This is a genomic window from Enterobacter cloacae complex sp. 277I4, assembly GCF_050031465.1.
Taxonomy (GTDB): domain Bacteria; phylum Pseudomonadota; class Gammaproteobacteria; order Enterobacterales; family Enterobacteriaceae; genus Enterobacter; species Enterobacter cloacae.
The window spans coordinates 415,737-437,385 of record NZ_JBLGWC010000001.1; the positions used below are offsets into that span (position 1 = coordinate 415,737).

The window sequence follows — 21,649 nt, forward strand, 5'->3', positions numbered from 1 at the left end:
TCGGAAGCTTAGCCTGAACGGTTACTGTTCGCTTTCATCGGTGTATCGTTTCGCTTTATATGCCGGGTGCATCAGGTTCTGGGCGGAGAAGATATCGTCCAGCTCGGCTTCGGTCAACAGTCCGCGCTCCAGGACGACTTCACGCACGCTCTTACCGGTTTCGGCGCAAATCTTACCGACGATGTCGCCGTTATGGTGGCCGATGAACGGGTTAAGGTAGGTGACGATCCCGATGGAGTTGTACACGTAACCTTCGCAGACTTCTTTATTCGCGGTAATGCCGTTGATGCATTTTTCCAGCAGGTTATAGCAGGCGTTAGTCAGGATGTGGATAGATTCGAACATCGCCTGGCCAATCACGGGCTCCATGACGTTCAGCTGCAGCTGACCGGCTTCAGAGGCCATGGTTACGGTCGTATCGTTACCAATAACCTTGAAGCAAACCTGGTTCACCACTTCTGGCACTACCGGGTTCACTTTCGCTGGCATGATGGACGAACCGGCCTGCAGTTCTGGCAGGTTGATTTCGTTCAGGCCAGCGCGTGGGCCGGAAGAGAGCAGGCGCAGGTCGTTACAGATTTTGGACAGTTTCACCGCCAGACGTTTCAGGGCGCTGTGTACCATGACGTAGGCGCCGCAGTCGGAGGTGGCTTCAATCAGGTCTTCCGCAGGCACCACCGGCAGGTTAGAGACTTCAGCCAGTTTCTGAACCGCCAGCTGCTGATAGCCATCCGGGGTGTTCAGACGCGTACCGATGGCGGTGGCGCCCAGGTTCACTTCCAGCAGCAGCTCGGAGGTGCGCAGCAGGTTTTTGGTTTCTTCATTCAGCAGCACGTTAAACGCGTGGAATTCCTGACCGAGGGTCATTGGTACCGCGTCCTGTAACTGGGTACGCCCCATTTTCAGAATGTCCTGGAACTCAACCGCTTTGCGCTGGAAACCGTCGCCCAGCTGGTTGATGGCGTCGACCAGTTTCACAACGGAGGCATAAACCGCGATGCGGAAGCCGGTTGGGTAGGCGTCGTTAGTGGACTGACATTTGTTGACGTGATCGTTCGGGTTCAGGTACTGGTATTCACCTTTCTGGTGGCCCATCAGCTCCAGGCCGATATTTGCCAGTACTTCGTTGGTGTTCATGTTGACGGAGGTGCCCGCGCCGCCCTGATAGACGTCAACCGGGAACTGGTCCATGCATTTGCCGTTGTTCAGCACTTCATCGCAGGCCGCGATAATCGCATTTGCCGCGCTTTTAGGAATGGTTTGCAGCTCTTTGTTTGCCAGCGCTGCCGCTTTCTTCACCATCACCATGCCACGGACAAACTCAGGAATGTCGCTGATTTTGCTGTTGCTGATGTAGAAGTTTTCAATCGCTCTCAGAGTGTGGACACCGTAGTAGGCATCCGCTGGAACTTCCCTGGTACCCAACAAGTCTTCTTCGATACGAATGTTGTTTAACATGTGAACCTTCTTTTCAAGCTGCCGATGGATTGTACTAAACACACAGTATTTATGTGGTTTTGAATATTTTCTGACCGACGATTATTCCCTCAATCGGCCAATTGCTCGAGATCATATGCTGATGATAGCGAATTGCCGTAAGCTGGATCACTTATTATCGACCCGATTCCATGATAATTATTAATCTGTGAAATGGGTCACCGCTTTAATATTTCCAAAAAAAATATCCGTGCAAACCGATTGAATTTTAGCTAACCGTCCTCATCTCTTACAGACGCGTGTCGCGAACACATTCAGACAGGGGCCAAAAGGCACCTGCCACACAGGAGACGCCAGTGCGCTGGATACCGTTTATTGCTTTCTTTCTCTATGTTTACATTGAGATTTCGATTTTTATCCAGGTCGCCCATGTGCTGGGCGTCCTGCTGACGCTGATTCTGGTGATTTTCACCTCCGTCATCGGCATGTCGCTGGTGCGTAATCAGGGTTTCAAAAATTTCCTGTTAATGCAGCAGAAGATGGCCGCAGGCGAGAGCCCGGCGGCCGAGATGATCAAAAGCGTATCGCTGATTATTGCCGGTCTGCTGCTGATCCTGCCGGGCTTCTTCACCGACTTCCTCGGTCTGCTGCTGCTGTTGCCGCCGGTGCAAAAACACCTGACTATGAAGCTGCTGCCGCATCTGCGCTTCAGCCGGATGCCGGGCGGCGGATTCAGCACCGGCCCGGGTGATACGTTTGAAGGGGAATACCAGCGTAAGGATGACCAACACGACCGTTTGGATCATAAAGACGATCGGTAATGACTTTGCCCGGTGACGCTTCGCTTACCGGGCGCGACTAAAGCGCCACCCACAGCCCTGCCAGCATGACGACGGCGTACATACTCTTCCATCCCACCATCATCAGCAACAGCAGGCAAAGCACTCCCCCGACAACGGCCAGTGCTTTATAGCGACCCTTCAACAGACGACAGCCCGCCAGCATGCACAGCAGATAGATCATAATAAATATGCCGTTGGCGTAGATGATTAGCGCATCCAGATTGATCTTAAGCGCGTAAATGCACAACGTGCTCACAACGCAACTTCCCAGCACGAGATTCAGCGCATTCAACGGCAGCTGACGCTTAGACAACTGCGCAAGACGGCTCTGCGGTTTATTGCGCGCCTGAGACCACACCAGCCGCGCAAAGCTCTGGATGTAAATATTGAGGCTGGCAAAACAGGCCAGATAGCCAATCACACAGGCCACCCATAGCGCTTTTACGCCAAACAGTTGCACCACGATACCCGGCAGCGAAGCGGCGGCTGCTTTATCTGCGCCAAAAGCGTCGAAGTGCAGCACCAGCACAGTACAGGCCCAGTAAACCGTGCCTGCGACCAACAGGCCAATCATCAGGGCTCGCGGAAAATCGCGCTCGGGATGCTTAAACTCCGACGCCAGATGGGCGAACGCTTCCAGACCGACAAAACACCAGAACATGACTGACAGGGCAGCGAAGAGCTGCGCATGATCGATATCGGTGATGGTCGGGAAGGGGATCTCCTCGACGCGAATATCACCCGCCCACCAGATAGCGGTGATGAGCGCGACAATCAGCACCGCGACGATCGTCTGCAGGTTAGCGCTGGAACTGGCCCCGCGTGAGCCCACCCACCAGACGATGGCCAGCGTACCCAGCTCAGCCAGCAGCAGTGCTTCGTCATGCCAGCCGAAGAGCGCTTGCCCAAAGCCGGTTGCGATATGCAACGCCGCAGGCAGACCAACCGGAATGACGGAAAGGAACAGCCAGCCGGTGACGCGCTCCAGTCGTGGGCCAAACGCCATGCCGACAAAGTACGCCACGCCACCCGCGCTGGGAAAATGCCTTCCCAGAATGGCGAACACGATCGCAACCGGGAACACCAGCACAATCAGCACCGGCCACGCCCACAGGCTGTTATTTCCGGCAACCAGCGCCGCCAGTGCGGGCACCGCAAACACTCCTGTTCCTAACAAGGAGGTTGAGAGCAGGCCGACCCCCTGCGCCAGCCCCAACTCCTGCTTGAGTCCACTCATTGGCATCGTCCCGCCACCATTCAAAGAGAGCCGATGGTAACACTTTCGCAAATTTTTTTTCGACTCCCCCTTGAAGGGGTAAAAAGCTATCCCCATCTCTCAGGGCACTAGCCGGAAAACCGTGTGCGGCCCGGCGTCATCCATAACTGATAATGACTTTCTCAAAGGAGAGCTATCAATGAGTATTCGTCCGTTACATGATCGTGTGATCGTCAAACGTAAAGAAGTTGAAACCAAGTCTGCTGGCGGCATCGTTCTGACGGGTTCTGCAGCAGCAAAATCAACGCGTGGCGAAATCATCGCTGTCGGTAAGGGCCGCATCCTGGAAAACGGAACTGTGCAGCCACTGGACGTTAAAGTTGGTGACATCGTCATTTTCAACGATGGCTACGGCGTGAAATCCGAGAAGATCGACAATGAAGAAGTGTTGATCATGTCCGAGAGCGACATTCTGGCAATTGTTGAAGCGTAATTAACGCACGAAACTGTACGAATTTGAGGAAATAAGAACATGGCAGCTAAAGACGTAAAATTCGGTAACGACGCTCGTGTAAAAATGCTCCGCGGCGTAAACGTACTGGCAGACGCAGTGAAAGTCACCCTGGGCCCGAAAGGCCGTAACGTAGTGCTGGATAAATCCTTCGGCGCGCCAACCATCACCAAAGATGGTGTTTCCGTTGCACGTGAAATCGAGCTGGAAGACAAGTTCGAAAACATGGGCGCGCAGATGGTGAAAGAAGTGGCCTCTAAAGCGAACGACGCTGCAGGCGACGGTACCACCACCGCGACTGTACTGGCGCAGGCAATCATCACTGAAGGTCTGAAAGCCGTTGCTGCGGGCATGAACCCAATGGATCTGAAACGTGGTATCGACAAAGCTGTCGCGTCCGCTGTTGAAGAACTGAAAGCGCTGTCTGTACCATGCTCTGACTCTAAAGCGATTGCTCAGGTAGGTACCATCTCCGCTAACTCCGACGAAACCGTAGGTAAACTGATCGCTGAAGCGATGGACAAAGTCGGTAAAGAAGGCGTGATCACCGTTGAAGACGGTACCGGTCTGGAAGACGAACTGGACGTGGTTGAAGGTATGCAGTTTGACCGCGGTTACCTGTCCCCATACTTCATCAACAAGCCAGAAACTGGAGCTGTTGAACTGGAAAGCCCGTTCATCCTGCTGGCTGATAAGAAAGTCTCCAACATCCGCGAAATGCTGCCAGTGCTGGAAGCCGTTGCGAAAGCAGGCAAGCCGCTGGTTATCATCGCTGAAGACGTTGAAGGCGAAGCGCTGGCGACCCTGGTGGTTAACACCATGCGTGGCATCGTGAAAGTGGCTGCGGTTAAAGCACCTGGCTTCGGCGACCGTCGTAAAGCTATGCTGCAGGACATCGCTACCCTGACCGGTGGTACCGTAATCTCTGAAGAGATCGGTATGGAGCTGGAAAAAGCGACCCTGGAAGACCTGGGCCAGGCGAAACGTGTTGTGATCAACAAAGACACCACCACCATCATCGATGGCGTAGGTGAAGAGTCCGCTATTCAGGGCCGTGTTGCTCAGATCCGTAAGCAAATTGAAGAAGCAACGTCTGATTACGACCGTGAAAAACTGCAGGAGCGCGTAGCGAAACTGGCAGGCGGCGTTGCGGTAATCAAAGTCGGTGCGGCTACCGAAGTTGAAATGAAAGAGAAAAAAGCACGCGTTGACGATGCCCTGCACGCGACCCGTGCTGCGGTAGAAGAAGGCGTGGTTGCTGGTGGTGGTGTTGCGCTGGTGCGTGTTGCCGCCAAACTGGCTGGCCTGTCCGGTCAGAACGAAGACCAGAACGTGGGTATCAAAGTTGCGCTGCGCGCGATGGAAGCGCCTCTGCGTCAGATCGTTTCCAACGCCGGTGAAGAGCCATCTGTTGTTACCAACAACGTGAAAGCGGGCGAAGGTAACTACGGTTACAACGCGGCAACAGAAGAATACGGCAACATGATCGACTTCGGTATCCTGGATCCAACTAAAGTGACCCGTTCTGCTCTGCAGTATGCGGCATCTGTAGCTGGCCTGATGATCACTACCGAGTGCATGGTGACCGACCTGCCTAAAGGCGACGCACCTGACTTAGGTGCTGCTGGTGGTATGGGCGGCATGGGTGGTATGGGCGGCATGATGTAATTGCCCCCTTCGCCCGGCAGCCATCAGGCGTTGGGCGTATCTACCTCTTAATAAAAAACCCCGGGCATCGCTGTCCGGGGTTTTTTGTTTTAGAACAGCAGTTGCATGACCCACATAGAGAGCAGAGCGTTAATTACGCAGACGCCAATAATATGCGGATAGTATTTAGGGTTTACCCCTGCCGTACCGAGACAGCGGCCGGTGTTTTGCACCGGATTACCCATCAGATAGATAGCCGGAAGCAGTACGGTGGCGTCATGCCCGCTGAGCGACCCTGCCACCACCAGGCTTGCGCAGACACCCACACCGCCGCCCATGCTCATCACCGACGCCAGCAACACGGTGGCGGCTTCTCCGGGCAGCCCCCACAGCGCCATAATCGGCTCGCAAACGCGGCCAACGATATCCAGCAATCCTGTTACCTTCAGCGCCTGGATGATCACAAAGGCCATTACGACGTTTGGCAGCAGGCTGGTGGTGGCGATGGTAAAGCCACGGCGAGCGCCGTCGGTAAAGAGATCCATCAGGTTTTTACGCACTTCGGCGGTCATCTTCTCTCTCCTTGAACTGACGGGTTTCCATGTGCGCAATCCATGCTCTGAGAAAATTGGCACCTATAAATTTAAAGACCAGAATCACTGCCAGCGGGGTGATAACCGGCACGGTGATGCTGGTGAACAGCGCCGCGCCGGACGAGAAGTAATTGGTGATAATTGCGCTACCGCTGGTCTGAAAGGTGGCGAAAATCGCTCGTTCCCTGTCGCTGATAACGCCTTCATCGGCGAGCTCTTTGGTCATACCTGCAGCCGCATCGGTGTTTTGCAAATTGGCGATAAGCGCCAGAGAACAAATGCCTGGAATGCCCAGCAACGGTTTCAAAACGGGCGTCATCAATTGCTGTGCCGCCCGCAGCCCGCCCAGCCCTTCGGTCACTGAAATGATGCCCAGCGACAAAATGACAGACGGTGCCAGTTCCAGCGCAAACAGAAAGCCATCTTTTGCGCCGGTACCGCCTGTGCCGCGAAAAGAGACGCTTGCGGCGCCTTCGCCATTAACCTGGCCAAACGTGCCGTTCAGTACGGTGAAATCAAAGACTCGCCACCATTCGGTGGCTTTGGCGAAAAAGCCAGAAAAGAAAATGATGGTTAGAAAGAAAGCGAGATACCCTACCCACGTCACTTTCCCCTGATTCGGGGATACTTCACTCATGTTGCCTCCTGTTTTTATGTTTCCCTGTCACCACACGCGCAAAAAATAAGCCGGTGGCCTGTCACTAAAAACGAAAAAGCATAAAAAAACGATATCCGCGGGGTGATTATCAGAATTCATTTAGGGGAGGCGAAGGCACCATTCGTGCTTGATATCTCGCAGAAACGCACGGAGGTTTTTCTTTTGGTCATCTTTTTAGTATAAGGTTTACACACGGACAACTACTGTCCAGCTTATTGAAAACGAGGAATAACATGCGCGTAAAAGTCTGTGCAGGGATTGTAGGAGCAGCATTGCTGCTGGCGGGTTGTAGCTCCAGCAATGAGCTGACTGCAGCGGGTCAGGGCGTTCGCTTTGTGGAAGATAAGCCGGGTAACGAGTGCCAGTTTTTAGGCACGGCAACCGGTGAGCAAAGCAACTGGATGTCGGGTCAGCACGGCGAAGAGGGCGGCTCTATGCGTGGCGCGGCCAATGCCTTGCGTAACCAGGCCGCGGCTATGGGTGGCAACGTGATTTACGGAGTAAGCAGCCCGACGCAGGGAATGTTATCCAGCTTCGTGCCAACCGCCAGCCAGATGAATGGCCAGGTCTATAAGTGCCCGAACTGATTGCCTTTTTCCCTCTCCCACCGGGAGAGGGTTAGGCTGAGGGGAAACTAGCTCTGTCTTAGCTGCAAATCCAGCGGCGTCTTGCTCGGTTCACCGCCAATCTCACGCGCCAGCTTCGGCACCATATAGCCTGACACCAGCGTTAACAGTTCACGCACGATCTGCCGGGCTTCTTCATCCGTCACCATGAAATGGGCCGCACCCTGAACGCGATCCAGCACGTGCAGGTAATAGGGCATCACTCCCGCATCAAACAGCGCATTGCTGAGGTCCGCCAGCACGTGGGCATTATCATTTACGCCGCGCAGCAGCACGCTCTGGTTCAGAAGCGTCACGCCTGCCTTGCGTAAACGCACCATTACCGCACGAAATGCATCATCAATTTCATTGGCGTGATTGATATGGTTCACCAGCAGCACCTGCAGGCGGGACTGCTCAAGTCGTGAGACCAGTCCGTCAGTGATACGTGCCGGAATAACAATCGGCAGACGGCTGTGTATGCGCAGGCGCTTAATATGTGGAATGGCTTCAAGCTGGGTCAGCAACCAGTCCAGCTCATGATCTTTCGCCATCAGCGGATCGCCACCGGAAAAAATGATCTCATCCAGCTCAGAATGGGCGGCGATATAGTCCAGCGCGACCTGCCAGTTGCGTTTATTGCCCTGATTTTCGGCATACGGGAAGTGTCGACGGAAGCAATAACGGCAATTTACCGCACAGCCACCTTTCACCAGCAGCAGCGCACGGTTCAGATACTTGTGCAGCAAACCGGGTACCACGCTGTTCTGCTCTTCCAGCGGATCGGTGCTATAGCCGGGTGCCGTAATGAACTCTTCCTGTGCGGTAAGCGTCTGTTTTAATAATGGATCGTCAGGATTGCCTTTCTCCATACGGGCAACAAACGCGCGGGGAACGCGCAGGGCGAAAAGCCGCTTCGCCTCCCGGCCGGCCAGCAAATCGGTATGCTGTTCGAGCTCAAGAAGACGCAGTAATTCATCAGGACTGGTGATTACATCGGCAAGTTGCGATAACCAATCTTCTCTGGACGGGGTGTTTAGGGTTACAATATGCGCCATTTTGTGGCTAAGCTACCAGTTAACAAATTTAGAGGGCCTTATGGCAACGTACTATAGCAACGATTTTCGTGCTGGTCTTAAAATCATGTTGGACGGCGAACCGTATGCGGTTGAAGCCAGCGAATTCGTTAAACCAGGTAAAGGCCAGGCATTTGCACGCGTTAAGCTGCGCCGCCTGCTGACCGGTACCCGTGTCGAAAAAACCTTCAAGTCTACTGACTCCGCTGAAGGCGCTGATGTTGTCGATATGAACCTGACTTACCTGTACAACGACGGTGAGTTCTGGCACTTCATGAACAACGAAACGTTCGAACAGCTGTCTGCTGACGCTAAAGCCATTGGCGATAGCGACAAATGGCTGCTGGATCAGGCTGAGTGCATCGTGACCCTGTGGAACGGCCAGCCTATCGCGGTTACCCCACCGAACTTCGTTGAACTGGAAATCGTTGAAACTGACCCAGGTCTGAAAGGTGACACCGCCGGTACAGGTGGTAAGCCAGCGAAACTGTCTACCGGTGCCGTGGTTAAAGTGCCACTGTTCGTACAGACTGGCGAAGTGATCAAAGTGGATACCCGCTCCGGCGAATACGTATCTCGCGTGAAGTAAGTGTTAAGGCGCAGCGTTGCTGCGCCTGATTTTTGCAGGCAGGGATGATGAAACGCACCGTTAAAATTCTGCTTCTGTTAGCGCTGTCCAGCGCGTTGCTTTCCGGCTGTAATACCACACGTGGAATGGGGGAGGATATCCAGGATCTCGGCCATATCATTTCTCACGCCGCCAGCTAATCCCGTCTAATTTTCCTAAAAATGCTTCCTTTTCCGTCAACTGGCGGGATCTTGTCTATTCTTAAGTTGCTATACACAAAACAACTCTGGCTATAAAAGGAAGATATTATGGTTAAGAAGACAATTGCAGCGATCTTTTCAGTTCTGGTACTTTCTTCAGTATTAACGGCCTGTAATACCACGCGCGGCGTTGGTCAGGACATTTCTGAAGGCGGTAGTGCAATCTCCGGCGCGGCAACAAAAGCTCAGCAGTAATTTAAAAACGGTACGGGCCCGGACGGGTTTCGTACCGTCAGTTTTCTGATTCCTGCAGAGATAAAAACGGGGAAAAGCGCGTATCCATATGCAATTTCATGCGGATATTTCGCTTATAGGTATAGACCGTTTTTCCATTGATACTCAGGTGAGTGGCAATCTTCTGATTGCTTGCGCCATCCATCCACAGCGTCAACACCTTCTCCTCCTGGCGAGTGAGCAGAGGGGCCGCGACCGCAGGGATCTCAACGCTTGCGCGAGTCGTCAGGGCGTCGTTGATGACCGTCGCCAGCGTCTCCAGTCCGGTATTTTTGGTAAGCGAAGCCCATATCGGAAATTGGGTCAGAAAGCCTGCCATCTCTTTATCCTCCCCCGACTGCAGCAAAATGAAAGGCACTTTTTCACTGGCGTTCAGCAGGGAAGAAAGCTGCTGGAAATGGTGAATGTCCTGCATAAAGCCGTGCAGATCGGCGATAACCACTGACGGATGCCACTGCAGAATATGCTCTCTGGCGAGGATAAGATTATTCAGCCCGGTCACGACGAAGTGCCCGGGAAACAAACCGGAATGATTGAGCCATGCTTCAAACCCCGCGCGGGTGAAGTGACATCGGTCAATCAAAAGAATTTTGAACATAATAGATTCGCAGTCGGCTAGTGGTTTGGCTTCCTGCCATCAGAAAGCACATCATGATAGAGAAGTCGGATGAGTGATAAATGCCTGAACTACGCGCCATACTGAGGCTATTTCTTGCCTTAACAGGTTCAGCACAAAGGGATTGAAAAAAAATCGTTCGTTAACCAAAATAAGTGACCTAATCTATGCCTTACGGGACGACCCGTAAGCGTTTCGTTCACCGGGGACGGCCCCAACTTGCAGTTAAGTTAAGGAGCCTGAAATGTCCTGGATTATTCTTGTTATCGCTGGTCTGCTCGAAGTGGTTTGGGCAATTGGTCTGAAGTACACCCACGGATTTACCCGCCTGACACCCAGCGTGATTACCGTTACCGCCATGATTGTGAGTATTGTGCTGCTCTCCTGGGCGATGCGCTCTTTGCCGGTGGGGACGGCCTATGCTGTCTGGACGGGCATTGGTGCAGTGGGCGCGGCGATTACCGGGATTTTGCTGCTGGGAGAGTCGGCGAGTCTGGCGCGTATCGCCAGCCTCGCGTTGATTGTGTGCGGTATCATTGGGCTGAAACTCAGCGCCCACTAATGCGGTTGTTCTACCCAGATGAGTTTTGACACATCAAACCCTTGCCGGGTCGCAACGTCCAGCATCTGCTGTTTCATCTCTGACGAAATGGTCGGCGTGCGGGAGAGTATCCATAAATAGTCGCGATCCGGCCCGCAGACCAGCGCATGGCGGTACTCTCTGTCGAGGGCGATGACATTGTACCCGCCATAGAACGGGCCAAAGAACGAGACTTTTAGCGCGGCCCGGCGCGGGTCGCCGGTAAAGTACGCTTTTCCCGTCGACTGTTGCCACATCTGCCGATCCGGATTGTATCCACGGTTGATTACCTGAATACCCCCGTCGTCCATCGAACTGTAATGTGCTGTGACTTTCTCTAACCCCCGCTCAAACCGATGGTCGAGCCGGGCGATTTCATACCAGGTTCCGAGGAAACGTTGAGCGTCGAAATTACTTACAACAGTGACGCCGGAGGGAGGGGTAGGGGAACTGCAGGCAACCACTAAAAACGCGGCTGTCACCGCGGCGATAACAGGCAGAATGCGCATAGGAGTTTCCTTACTGTTTTTTGTTAAGTGTAGATGACAGCAGGGAAATTGCGGAAGATTGTGCAGCGTGTTTCGCCGGGTGGCGCTGCGCTTACCCGGCCTATACAACGCGTAAATTTTGTAGGCCGGGTAAGGCGAAGCCGCCACCCGGCAAAGGTTTACTGTAGCGCGTCGAGGATACGGTAAGCCGTTTCCACCCGTACCGGGTTCGGATAGCTTTTATTTGCGAGCATCACAATACCGATCTGCTTTTCAGGAATAAACGCCACGTAGCTGCCAAACCCACCCGTAGAGCCCGTTTTATGCACCCAGGAGGCTTTTACTGGCGGAGCCGGAGGATTCACTTCTGCGACCGGCAACGGCGCCAGTGCGACCTTATTATCGCTGCCATCCACCACGGTTTTGGCATCGACCGGCCAGTTGAGCATCTCCCAGCCTAACCCTTGATACATGGCACCCACGCGCCAGTAGCGAGACTGCGCCAGCGCAATACCCTGCTGCAGAGTGGACTGCGGGAGTGTCTCAGGTGCCATATTGGCCATCACCCAACTCGCCATATCTTTGACGTTAGATTTCACGCCATAGGCTTCTGCATCCAGCATACCAGGCGAAACGTGGACCGCTTTTCCCTCACGATAACCCCATGCGTAGTGCGGTTCTTCAGCGTGTGGAACGTTTATCCACGTATGGTTGAGTTTCAGGGGCTTAAAGACCCGCTCCGCCATGGCCTGCTCGAAGCGCATGCCGGACGGTTTAACGGCCAGTGAGCCAAACAAACCGATGCTGGTGTTGGCGTACAGACGCGTGGTACCCGGGGCCCACTTTGGCTGCCAGGACTGGTAGAAACGCAGCAGAGAGGCGTTATCGGTGACATCATCCGGTACCTGCAACGGCAATCCGCCTGCGGTATAGGTTGCCAGGTCTAGCAGGCGAATGCCTTGCCACTGCTTGCCCGTCAATTCAGGCCAATATTTCGTGACCGGGTCGGCCAGCGAAATCTCTTTGCGGGCAATGGCATCGCCACCCAGCACGCCGGTGAAGGTTTTGCTGACGGAGCCCAGCTCAAATAAGGTTTGCGGCGTGACGGGCTTATTCGCCGCAACGTCTGCTTTACCGAAAGTAAAATAGTGTGGCTGGCCCTGATAAATGACGGCCACGGCCATTCCGGGTATGGCCTGCGCCTTCATCAGGGGCGTAACGGTACGTTCCACGACGTCAGCCAGCTGTTTTTCTGACATCGGCGCGGCAAAAGCAGAGCAAGCAACGCTGAGCAGCAGGGCGCAGCTTAGGGATTTTTTCATCATCAGTTATCTTCCGTAATAGCGAATCAAGGGGATGTCCGGGCCCGTCAGACGTTCGTAGTCTGGGTGATTTGACTGAGGCTGACAAACGGTTAAATTTAGCATTAGCTGTTAATTTTTCTAACGGAAGGAACCATGACACGCAGCTATCTCCCTCTTAATTCGCTTCGGGCGTTCGAAGCCGCCGCCAGGCACCTCAGTTTTACTCATGCCGCGATTGAGCTGAATGTGACCCATTCCGCGATTAGCCAGCACGTGAAGGCGCTGGAGCAACACCTTAACTGCCAGTTGTTTGTCCGCGTTTCGCGCGGGTTGATGTTAACCACCGAAGGCGAGAATCTGCTGCCGGTGCTGAATGACTCCTTCGATCGTATCGCAGGCATGCTGGATCGCTTTGCTAACCATCGGGCGCAGGAGAAGCTGAAAATTGGCGTGGTGGGGACCTTTGCCACTGGGGTGTTATTCTCACAGCTGGATGATTTCCGTCGCAGTTATCCGCATATCGATCTTCAGCTTTCCACGCACAACAATCGCGTCGATCCGGCAGCGGAAGGGCTTGATTACACCATTCGCTACGGTGGGGGAGCGTGGCACGGCACGGAGGCGACGTTCCTCTGTTCAGCGCCGCTGGCACCACTTTGCACGCCTGACATTGCAGCCGCGCTGCAAACCCCTGCCGATATCCTGAAGTTTACCCTGCTGCGCTCTTACCGGCGCGACGAGTGGACAGCCTGGATGCAGGCCGCCGGAGAAAACCCGCCTTCACCCACGCATCGGGTGATGGTGTTTGATTCGTCGGTCACTATGCTGGAGGCCGCACAGACAGGCACAGGCATTGCTATCGCTCCTGTCGATATGTTTACCCATCTGCTGAACAGCGAGCGCATTGTGCAGCCGTTTACGACGCAGATTGATCTTGGCAGTTACTGGCTAACGCGGCTGCAGTCACGCGCCCAAACCCCGGCAATGCGTGAATTTGCTCAGTGGCTGGTGGGGAAGATGCAGAAATAACAGGCCCGCCGGAGGGCGGGCCTGGTGTGTCAGATAGTGACTACGGCAATCAGTGTGACCACGGTCAGGATAGTTGCCAGACCGTAGAACACCCATTTACCGCTCGGTACGTGGATCTTCAGATCATGCATCGCATGATGGATACGGTGCAGGCCGCACCACAGCGGCAGGACAATCATCAGGAAGATGAATACCCGGCCAATAAAGCTACCTGCAAATGCCAGGACGCGCTCATAACTCAGCGCATCACCGGGGAACAGACCCAGCGGCAGCATAATGCCGACCAGCAGGATAATGACAGGCGCAATGATGGCACTCCACATGCCGCCTGCGCCAAAGAGGCCCCAGAAGACCGGCTCGTCTGAACGTTTTGGATTTGGATTGATCACAATAGTCTCCTTACCAGAACAGTGCGACAAACAGAATGACCACAGAGACCACTGCCGTCACTGCCCAAAGCCCTTTAATGACCGGCTCTGGCCCCATTTTTTCGCCTTTAACGATAATATTCGCCGCTTTTGGCGCCAGTTCAAACCAGGTTTTGGTATGAAGCAGGGCGGCTGCGAGCACAATCAGGTTCAGGATCACGATGATCGGGTTTTGCAGGAACCCGACAAAACTGGCCCAGGTTTCAGGACCATGTTTGAGGGCAAAGACGCCATACATCAGTTCAAGGCTGAACCAGACCGCAGGCACCGCAGTGCCTTCACGCAGCATATAGAAGCGATAAAACGGCAGTTTCTTCCACCAGGTGGACGGCATCGGCCGCACGTAGGCTTTGCGTTTAGTCGTCATCATGCACTCCTTAGCGTGGTTTCAGGGTGGCGATAAGAAAGTCTTTCGAGCTTTCCACTTTACCCTGCTGAATAGCGGCGGCCGGGTCGACGTGCTTCGGACAGACTTCGGAGCAGTAGCCCACAAAAGTACAGCTCCAGACGCCGTTCTGGCTGTTAAGCTGCGGCATACGTTCTTTTTTACCGTGGTCGCGGCTATCCTCGTTGTAGCGGTGCGCCAGCGTGATCGCCGCCGGGCCGATGAACTCAGGGTTCAGGCCAAACTGTGGACACGCGGCGTAGCAAAGACCGCAGTTGATGCACCCGGAGAACTGATGATATTTCGCCATCTGGGCGGGTGTCTGGGTATTCGGTCCTTGATCCGGCGTGCGCGGGTTGCCAATGATGTACGGCTTAATGGCTTCCAGGCTTTCGATAAAGTGGGTCATATCGACCACCAGATCGCGCTCAATCGGGAAGTTGCCCAGCGCTTCAACCTTGATGCCTTTGGTGTAATCACGCAGGAAGGTTTTACAGGCCAGTTTCGGTACTTTGTTCACCATCATGCCGCAGGAGCCGCAGATGGCCATGCGGCAGGACCAGCGGTAGCTCAGGTCCGGTGCCAGGTTATCCTTGATATAGCCGAGCGCATCCAGCAGAGAGGTTTGCTCGTCATAGGGCACTTCATAGAAAGCGCTGTGTGGCGCGGTGTCCACTTCCGGGTTGTAGCGCACCACTTCAACTTTCAGTGTTTGCATCTCAGCCATTCGCCTTCTCCTTCTTCTCGGCGGCTTCTGCTTCTGCGCCGTAAACGCGTTTAGCCGGTGGCAGCGTTGTGATCTTCACGTCGCTGTAGTCCAGACGAGTGGTGCCATCCGCGTCGCGCCAGGCGAGGGTGTGTTTCAGGAAATTGACGTCGTCACGCTCGGTGCAGCCCTCATCAAGACGCTGATGTGCCCCGCGTGACTCTTTGCGTGCCAGCGCAGAGTGCGCCATACATTCCGCGACGTTCAGGCCGTGACCGAGCTCGATGGTATAAAGCAGGTCGGTGTTGAACACGCTGGAGGTGTCGGTGATGCGCACGCGTTTGAAACGCTCCTGCAGTTCCGCCAGCTTATCGACAGTTTTCTGCATCAGCTCTGGTGTACGGTAGATACCGCAGCCCTCTTCCATCGACATGCCCATTTCGTCGCGGATTTTCGACCAGTTTTCGTTGCCTTCCTGGTTGACCAGATCCTTCAGCCGTTTCTCAACGTCAGCGACCTGCGCGTCCAGTGCTGCGCCGTTGGCTTCGCCCGCCGTTGCGGCACGCTCCATTGCGCGTTCGCCCGCCATGCGGCCAAAGACAACCAGCTCCGCCAGCGAGTTTGACCCGAGACGGTTGGCACCGTGCAGGCCGACAGAGGAGCATTCGCCGACGGCGAACAACCCTTTGATGCGCGTTTCACACTGCTGGTCGGTTTCGATCCCACCCATGGTGTAGTGCGCTGTTGGGCGTACCGGAATCGGCTCTTTCACCGGGTCGACACCCACGTAGGCTTTTGCCAGCTCACAGATAAACGGCAGACGTTCCAGCAGTTTCTTCTCGCCGAGGTGACGCAGATCGAGGTAGACCACATCGCCACGCGGCGTGGAGATCGTGTTGCCTTTGCGCCACTCATGCCAGAAGGCCTGAGACACTTTGTCGCGCGGGCCGAGTTCCATGTATTTGTTTTTCGGCTCACCGAGCGGCGTTTCCGGGCCCATGCCGTAATCCTGCAGATAACGGTAGCCATTCTTGTTGACCAGAATACCGCCTTCGCCGCGGCAGCCTTCCGTCATCAGAATGCCGGAACCCGGCAGGCCGGTAGGGTGATACTGGACAAATTCCATATCGCGCAGCGGTACGCCGTGGCTGAGCGCCATGCCCATACCGTCACCGGTGACGATGCCGCCGTTGGTGTTGTAGCGGTAAACCCGGCCCGCGCCGCCCGTTGCCATCACCACCGCGTTAGCGCGGATCTGCACGAGCGTGCCTTCCATCATGTTCATCGCCACCAGACCACGCGCGTGACCGTCATCGACCAGAATATCGAGGACAAAATGTTCGTCAAAACGCTGGATTTGTGGGAACTGAAGGGAGGTCTGGAACAGGGTGTGCAGCATATGGAAGCCGGTCTTATCAGCGGCAAACCAGGTGCGTTCTATTTTCATTCCGCCGAAGCGACGAACGTTGACGCTGCCGTCCGGACGGCGGCTCCACGGGCAGCCCCACTGTTCAAGCTGGGTCATTTCCGTTGGACAGTGATGTACAAAGTAGTCAACGACATCCTGTTCGCAAAGCCAGTCGCCCCCTGCAACCGTGTCGTGGAAATGGTATTCGAAGCTGTCATGATCCTGCGCAACGGCGGCGGATCCTCCTTCTGCGGCAACCGTGTGGCTGCGCATCGGATAGACTTTTGAAATCAGTGCGATTTTAGCGTTGGGATTAGCCTGTGCTGCAGCAATCGCAGCACGTAATCCCGCTCCGCCAGCGCCTATTACGGCAAGATCGGCTTGAAAAGTTTGCACGACATTCCTCCAGATTTTTGTTATTTCGCAACGCGATAAACTAAAGGTAGCCCACCTGTCCGCAAGGACGATTGCGAAAGCGTTTCCACTGCTCCTTTATGGGTAAAGAAGTATAACCGCGCGAACGGCAGGGAAATTTGACGTGTTCGATTTTTTTGCTGTTCTGTGCGGTGATTTATCATCGTGAATGATGAATTCCGTCACGTGATAGTTGCCCTAAATGAAATGCGATTTTTATTGCGCAAAATTTGTCTCTGTCCGTGCTAACGAGTAGACTTCGTGCCCTTGTCTGAAATCGGAGAATTACCCATGAGCGAAACGGCCACCTGGCAGCCGAGCGCATCCATCCCCAATCTGCTGAAACGCGCTGCAATTATGGCGGAGATCCGCCGCTTCTTTGCCGACCGCGGAGTCCTTGAGGTGGAAACGCCGTGCATGAGTCAGGCTACGGTAACGGATATTCATCTGGTGCCGTTTGAAACCCGTTTTGTTGGCCCCGGCCATTCACAGGGCATGAACCTCTGGCTGATGACCAGCCCGGAATACCATATGAAACGCCTGCTGGCGGCAGGGTGTGGCCCGGTGTATCAGTTGTGCCGCAGTTTCCGTAATGAAGAGATGGGGCGTCACCATAATCCGGAATTCACCATGCTGGAGTGGTACCGTCCACATTACGATATGTACCGCCTGATGAACGAGGTAGACGATCTGCTGCAGCAGGTTCTCGACTGCTCAGAAGCGGAAACGCTCTCTTATCAGCAGGCTTTCCAGCGTTATCTGGAAATTGATCCACTGTCAGCGGACAAAACCCAGCTGCGCGAAGTCGCGGCAAAACTGGATCTGAGCAACGTGGCGGATACTGAAGAAGATCGCGACACGCTGCTGCAACTGCTCTTCACCTTTGGGGTTGAACCGCAGATTGGCAAAGATCGTCCGACTTTCGTCTACCACTTCCCGGCAAGCCAGGCTTCTCTGGCGCAGATCAGCACTGAAGATCACCGCGTGGCGGAGCGTTTTGAGGTCTATTACAAGGGCATTGAGCTGGCGAATGGCTTCCACGAACTGACCGACGCCCGCGAACAGCAGCAGCGTTTTGAGCAGGATAACCGCAAGCGCGCCGCGCGCGGTCTGCCGCAGCAGCCTATTGATACTAACCTGCTGGAGGCCCTGAAAGCGGGTCTGCCGGATTGTTCTGGCGTGGCGTTGGGTGTGGATCGTCTGGTGATGCTGGCGCTGGGCGCAGAACAGCTGGGCGATGTGATTGCTTTTACCGTCGATCGAGCCTGACGGCAGTACCCCCTCTCCCACGGGAGAGGGGGTACTGGCTGGCTTACAAACTCCCCGCCGGGCGTTTACGCGCCGCAGAGGTTAATGTTTTTCCTGTCTTAAGTCCGTCCAGGCTTTCCAGACGCATCTGGAACGGTGGGAACGGCATATCAATACCGTGCTCACGGAAGCCAGCCAGAATCAACTGGTGGATCTCATGGCGCAGCGGCATACGGTGCCCCATTTCGGCGGCGTAAATACGCAATTCGAAAATCTGGATACCCTGCTGGAGATCGACCAGGAACACTTCCGGCGCCGGGTTATCAAGGACCAGCGTGCAGCGTTCGGCGGCGGTGTAGAGGATCTGTGTGACCTCTTCACTGTTGGCATCCGAGGGCGCCGGTACCGTCAGCACCACACGCGTGACGGAGTCTGACAGCGACCAGTTGATAAACTGCTCGGTGATAAACGCCTTGTTGGGCACGATGATCTCTTTGCGATCCCAGTCGCTGATCGTGGTGGCGCGAGTGTTGATTTTGGTGATGCTGCCTGTCAGATCGCGGATCGTCACCGTATCGCCAATACGAATCGGTTTTTCAAACAGGATAATCAGGCCGGACACAAAGTTAGCGAAAATCTCCTGCATGCCAAAGCCCAGACCAAACGTCAGCGCGGCAACCAGCCACTGCAATTTAGACCACTCAATACCAATCATGGAGAATCCAACCATCCCGCCAAAGAGCAGAATCAGGTATTTGGTGATGGTGGTAATGGCATAGCCCGTACCAGGAGTTAAATCCAGGTGCTGCAACAGCGCCAGCTCCAGCAGTGCCGGGAAATTACGCACCAGCTGCGTGGTGATGATCAACACCAGAATGGCAATCAGTACCGCACCTAAGGTTATGGGCTCCAGGCTCTCCACACCCTGTACCGTGGACGTCACATCCCATAGCGAGATGTTCTCCAGGAAACCAAACGCGGAGTGGATTTCTGACCACAGGAAGATCACCGACAGCAGCGCAATCAGCATCAGGATGGAGCGTACCAGACGCAGAGACTGGGTGCTGATTGCGTCGAGATCCAGCTCAACCTCGTCCGCATCTATCGTGCCTTCGGTGCTGTTGACGTGGTTTGGCTCATCCTCGCCCCGCGCACGCTGGGCGAGGATCTCTGCCCGACGGTGCTTGGCGCGGTCAAACGCCAGACGGCGTCGCTGGATCAACATCCCCCGGCGGATGACGTGATAGATCACCAGCAGCAGGAACCAGATGGCAACGGAGGTTTCCAGTCGCGCCAGCAGTGCCTGCGAGGTCGCCAGGTAACCCACCGCCGCTGCCAGCATGGCAACCAGGGGGGCGCACAGCAGCAGGTTCCAGAGCATGCGGTTGAACATGTTGTCGCCGCTGCCGGTTTTATCCAGATAGAGCGGTATACCAGCCCGTTTCAGGCTGAGCGTGACGATGGCCAGCGCACCGCATATCAACATAAAGCAGAGACGGCCCAGCGAGCCCGAAAACTCCCGGTCATTGAGATTATCAAACATGATCAGTGCCATAATTAGCGGCACAATCAGCCCGATGCTCATCAGGTAGTAACGCATGGCGCGCGCCACGCGGTTACGCGGCCAGCCAAAGTGAGCAATGAACAGACCATTCGGTCGCGCAAACGTGGCGCAAATCATCACTACCCACAGCAGGGGGACGGTAGCGGTCACGCCATCGCCAATGGCGACCGCGAGCGGGTAGGGCCAGGCCTCCCGCAGGCCATAACCGAGCGTCATCCACAGGACCGGCAGCGGCGAGGCGACAAGTATTGACCAGAACACGGTACGCAGCGTCAGCCAGAAGTGATCCTGCGTAACCTTACCCACCCGGGCGCTGGAGCGTTCCAGGAAGCGGGTGAAGTGTCTGCGTGAGTAAATGCTAAAGCCCACCAGAATCAACGCGCCCAGAAGAGGGAAAATGGTCTCTTTGCTGGTGAGCATCATCACGCTGGCTTTTCCAAGCTGGCTAAAGGTATCCAGCGAGATCAAACGGCGCAGATCCTGAACGATCTCGATTGGCCATGAGAAGGTCATTGGGCGCACGTCAGAGGTCCAGAAGAGATAACGGTGCGTTGCCTCGTTCACCTCTTTCAGCGCATCTTCCAGCTGACTGTTGGAGACCTTCAGCTTGGTCAGCTCCAGAATCAGCGTATCCCCGCCCTGTAACAGGGAGTTCAGCAGCTCGCGCTGGGTCCGCAACTGGGCTTCCAGAATACGATTTTGCTCGCTGGTGAGAGGCTGCCCATCGGCCTGACGGATCTGGCGGATTTGCGGCTGTTTATTGAGAAGGTCTTCATAGTGCAGGCGTTGAACACGCAGCTGCGCCATCTCGGTATCCAGCTGCTGCGGTTTTGGCATCTCTGGCAGGCGTGAAACCTGGGCGCGTAATGCCTCTCCCAGCAGGTTGGACGAGCCCAGCCACTGAGACTGCTCGCGCAGGGTGTTGAGCGCCTGGCGAACCTGAAGGGTTTGATTGGTGGCCTGACGTTGCTGGGACGCCACCAGATCCATACGCTGCGCCTGCTGATTCAGTGCAGCAGAGAGTTCACGGTTAACCTTAAACTGGTCAACGATGCCCGCTGGCAGGTTATCGCTGTTTTCTGCCAGCAGCTCGGTGCTTTCCAGCGCGCGCTCGGCTTCACGCTGGCGCTGGCTGTTAAGTTGATTACGTAAAGCCTGCAGGTAAGCATCGAGCTGTTCGCTCTGCTTTTGCGCCAGTTCGGAGCGCATCCGCGACAGCTCCTGGCGGTTGTTTGCCGAGAGCTGCGCCAGCTCCAGTTCATCGACCAGTGCTTTAAGTCTGGCTGATTCAGCCTGAAGCGACAGATTTTGCGCCTGGTTCTGCGGTGTGTTACCCGTTTGGGTACCGATACGGCGCTCAACCTCGTTGAGCTGACGGCGGGCATCGGTTTGCTGTTGCGGAAGCTGGCTCAGCGAGTCGGCGATTTCACGTGCGCGTTCCTGCTCCTGCTGTGCCAGACGACTCTTTTCCAGAAGCTGACTGCTAACCTGCAGGATCTCCTGATTCAACGCGTCAGAGGTCATGCCAGCAGGCACATCGCGCGGTTCATCGCGCAGATTGCTCAACTGATTGCGTAGCGTTTGCGAGAGTTTGGGGAAGTTGTCGATAACCTGCTGATATTGCTGAGCGCGCTCAAGGGAGCCTTTCCGCTCCTCAAGCGCATTCAGTGCAGACTGGAGCGACTCAACGGTCTCTGGCTGAGCGGGTTTTGCCGCTTTCGCCTGCTCCAGTTCCTGGGTTATCTGTTTTGCGTCGGGGGCTGTCGCTGCGTACGCCCCCATGCTGAGGCACCAGGCCATCAGTAGTACGATAATCGGGCGCACGTCAGCGT

At 55.1% G+C, this 21,649-nt stretch carries 23 protein-coding genes; 10 read left to right on the forward strand and 13 right to left on the reverse strand.

Annotated elements, in window-relative coordinates; translation table 11 throughout:
• Nucleotides 1-21: 21 nt before the first annotated feature.
• A complete protein-coding gene (aspA, locus tag ACQG19_RS01960) occupies nt 22-1,458 on the reverse strand; it encodes an aspartate ammonia-lyase (RefSeq protein ID WP_003855923.1) in 1,437 nt (478 codons plus the stop codon).
• 335 nt (nt 1,459-1,793) lie between these two features.
• Here aspA and ACQG19_RS01965 point away from each other — a divergent pair, with 335 nt between their 5' ends.
• The gene (locus tag ACQG19_RS01965; protein ID WP_013095258.1) at nt 1,794-2,258 is read left to right on the forward strand and encodes an FxsA family protein; all 465 of its coding nucleotides are present in this window, start codon (nt 1,794-1,796) and stop codon (nt 2,256-2,258) included.
• Between the two features lie 37 nt (nt 2,259-2,295).
• On the opposite strand, the gene yjeH is transcribed toward ACQG19_RS01965, so the two are convergent.
• A complete protein-coding gene (gene yjeH / locus ACQG19_RS01970) occupies nt 2,296-3,516 on the reverse strand; it encodes an L-methionine/branched-chain amino acid transporter (protein ID WP_246932124.1) in 1,221 nt (406 codons plus the stop codon).
• A gap of 178 nt (nt 3,517-3,694) precedes the next feature.
• Here yjeH and ACQG19_RS01975 point away from each other — a divergent pair, with 178 nt between their 5' ends.
• Both ACQG19_RS01975 and groL read left to right on the forward strand, forming a co-directional pair.
• Nucleotides 3,695-3,988 (forward strand): co-chaperone GroES, encoded by a 294-nt coding sequence (locus tag ACQG19_RS01975; RefSeq protein WP_003855929.1) that lies wholly within the window; start codon nt 3,695-3,697, stop codon nt 3,986-3,988.
• A gap of 39 nt (nt 3,989-4,027) precedes the next feature.
• On the forward strand, nt 4,028-5,674 hold the full coding sequence (groL, locus tag ACQG19_RS01980; protein ID WP_013095260.1) for a chaperonin GroEL: 1,647 nt from the start codon (nt 4,028-4,030) through the stop codon (nt 5,672-5,674).
• 89 nt (nt 5,675-5,763) lie between these two features.
• Here groL and ACQG19_RS01985 read toward each other — a convergent pair whose 3' ends face one another.
• Both ACQG19_RS01985 and ACQG19_RS01990 read right to left on the reverse strand, forming a co-directional pair.
• On the reverse strand, nt 5,764-6,225 hold the full coding sequence (locus ACQG19_RS01985) for a YjiG family protein (RefSeq protein ID WP_058661912.1): 462 nt from the start codon (nt 6,223-6,225) through the stop codon (nt 5,764-5,766).
• The gene (locus tag ACQG19_RS01990) at nt 6,206-6,883 is read right to left on the reverse strand and encodes a nucleoside recognition domain-containing protein (protein ID WP_246932122.1); all 678 of its coding nucleotides are present in this window, start codon (nt 6,881-6,883) and stop codon (nt 6,206-6,208) included. Before ACQG19_RS01990 ends, ACQG19_RS01985 begins: the two co-directional genes overlap by 20 nt.
• Before the next feature lie 254 nt (nt 6,884-7,137).
• Between ACQG19_RS01990 and ACQG19_RS01995 the strand changes: the two genes are divergently transcribed.
• Nucleotides 7,138-7,491, forward strand: a complete 354-nt coding sequence (locus tag ACQG19_RS01995) for a DUF4156 domain-containing protein (RefSeq protein ID WP_013095263.1) — start codon at nt 7,138-7,140, stop codon at nt 7,489-7,491.
• 47 nt (nt 7,492-7,538) lie between these two features.
• On the opposite strand, the gene epmB is transcribed toward ACQG19_RS01995, so the two are convergent.
• Nucleotides 7,539-8,567: an EF-P beta-lysylation protein EpmB gene (gene epmB, locus ACQG19_RS02000; protein ID WP_222169107.1), complete on the reverse strand. Its 1,029-nt coding sequence runs from the start codon at nt 8,565-8,567 to the stop codon at nt 7,539-7,541.
• Nucleotides 8,568-8,607: 40 nt separating this feature from the next.
• On the opposite strand from epmB, the gene efp reads away from it, so the two are divergent.
• The 3 genes from efp (at nt 8,608) to ecnB (ending at nt 9,608) form a co-directional block, all read left to right on the forward strand.
• Nucleotides 8,608-9,174, forward strand: coding sequence for an elongation factor P (gene efp, locus ACQG19_RS02005; protein WP_014830362.1), 567 nt, complete (start codon nt 8,608-8,610; stop codon nt 9,172-9,174).
• A gap of 47 nt (nt 9,175-9,221) precedes the next feature.
• Complete coding sequence (locus ACQG19_RS02010; protein ID WP_013095266.1) at nt 9,222-9,353, forward strand: entericidin A/B family lipoprotein; 132 nt, start codon at nt 9,222-9,224, stop codon at nt 9,351-9,353.
• 108 nt (nt 9,354-9,461) lie between these two features.
• Complete coding sequence (ecnB, locus tag ACQG19_RS02015; RefSeq protein WP_003025482.1) at nt 9,462-9,608, forward strand: lipoprotein toxin entericidin B; 147 nt, start codon at nt 9,462-9,464, stop codon at nt 9,606-9,608.
• 37 nt (nt 9,609-9,645) lie between these two features.
• Here the strand turns inward: ecnB and ACQG19_RS02020 are convergent, their stop codons facing one another.
• Nucleotides 9,646-10,245: a response regulator transcription factor gene (locus ACQG19_RS02020; RefSeq protein ID WP_222169106.1), complete on the reverse strand. Its 600-nt coding sequence runs from the start codon at nt 10,243-10,245 to the stop codon at nt 9,646-9,648.
• Between the two features lie 262 nt (nt 10,246-10,507).
• On the opposite strand from ACQG19_RS02020, the gene sugE reads away from it, so the two are divergent.
• On the forward strand, nt 10,508-10,825 hold the full coding sequence (sugE, locus tag ACQG19_RS02025) for a quaternary ammonium compound efflux SMR transporter SugE (RefSeq protein ID WP_013095268.1): 318 nt from the start codon (nt 10,508-10,510) through the stop codon (nt 10,823-10,825).
• On the opposite strand, the gene ACQG19_RS02030 is transcribed toward sugE, so the two are convergent.
• Entirely contained in the window at nt 10,822-11,352 is a 531-nt protein-coding gene (locus tag ACQG19_RS02030) for a lipocalin family protein (RefSeq protein ID WP_013095269.1), read from the reverse strand. The two genes, sugE and ACQG19_RS02030, sit on opposite strands and share 4 nt — an antisense overlap.
• 158 nt (nt 11,353-11,510) lie before the next feature.
• Nucleotides 11,511-12,656, reverse strand: a complete 1,146-nt coding sequence (locus tag ACQG19_RS02035; RefSeq protein WP_013095270.1) for a class C beta-lactamase CMH-4 — start codon at nt 12,654-12,656, stop codon at nt 11,511-11,513.
• Between the two features lie 132 nt (nt 12,657-12,788).
• Between ACQG19_RS02035 and ampR the strand changes: the two genes are divergently transcribed.
• Complete coding sequence (gene ampR, locus ACQG19_RS02040) at nt 12,789-13,664, forward strand: LysR family transcriptional regulator AmpR (RefSeq protein ID WP_020688981.1); 876 nt, start codon at nt 12,789-12,791, stop codon at nt 13,662-13,664.
• Between the two features lie 29 nt (nt 13,665-13,693).
• On the opposite strand, the gene frdD is transcribed toward ampR, so the two are convergent.
• The 4 genes from frdD to frdA are packed head-to-tail and all read right to left on the reverse strand — an operon-like array spanning nt 13,694 to nt 16,987.
• Nucleotides 13,694-14,053, reverse strand: coding sequence for a fumarate reductase subunit FrdD (gene frdD, locus ACQG19_RS02045; RefSeq protein ID WP_013095272.1), 360 nt, complete (start codon nt 14,051-14,053; stop codon nt 13,694-13,696).
• 10 nt (nt 14,054-14,063) lie between these two features.
• Entirely contained in the window at nt 14,064-14,459 is a 396-nt protein-coding gene (frdC, locus tag ACQG19_RS02050) for a fumarate reductase subunit FrdC (RefSeq protein WP_013095273.1), read from the reverse strand.
• Nucleotides 14,460-14,469: 10 nt separating this feature from the next.
• The gene (frdB, locus tag ACQG19_RS02055; RefSeq protein WP_013095274.1) at nt 14,470-15,204 is read right to left on the reverse strand and encodes a fumarate reductase iron-sulfur protein; all 735 of its coding nucleotides are present in this window, start codon (nt 15,202-15,204) and stop codon (nt 14,470-14,472) included.
• The gene (gene frdA / locus ACQG19_RS02060; protein WP_013095275.1) at nt 15,197-16,987 is read right to left on the reverse strand and encodes a fumarate reductase (quinol) flavoprotein subunit; all 1,791 of its coding nucleotides are present in this window, start codon (nt 16,985-16,987) and stop codon (nt 15,197-15,199) included. The genes frdB and frdA overlap by 8 nt, the downstream gene beginning before the upstream one ends.
• Nucleotides 16,988-17,296: 309 nt before the next feature.
• On the opposite strand from frdA, the gene epmA reads away from it, so the two are divergent.
• Nucleotides 17,297-18,274 (forward strand): elongation factor P--(R)-beta-lysine ligase, encoded by a 978-nt coding sequence (gene epmA / locus ACQG19_RS02065; RefSeq protein WP_014830371.1) that lies wholly within the window; start codon nt 17,297-17,299, stop codon nt 18,272-18,274.
• Nucleotides 18,275-18,317: 43 nt separating this feature from the next.
• Here the strand turns inward: epmA and mscM are convergent, their stop codons facing one another.
• On the reverse strand, nt 18,318-21,641 hold the full coding sequence (mscM, locus tag ACQG19_RS02070; protein WP_029883866.1) for a miniconductance mechanosensitive channel MscM: 3,324 nt from the start codon (nt 21,639-21,641) through the stop codon (nt 18,318-18,320).
• Between the last annotated feature and the right edge of the window lie 8 nt (nt 21,642-21,649).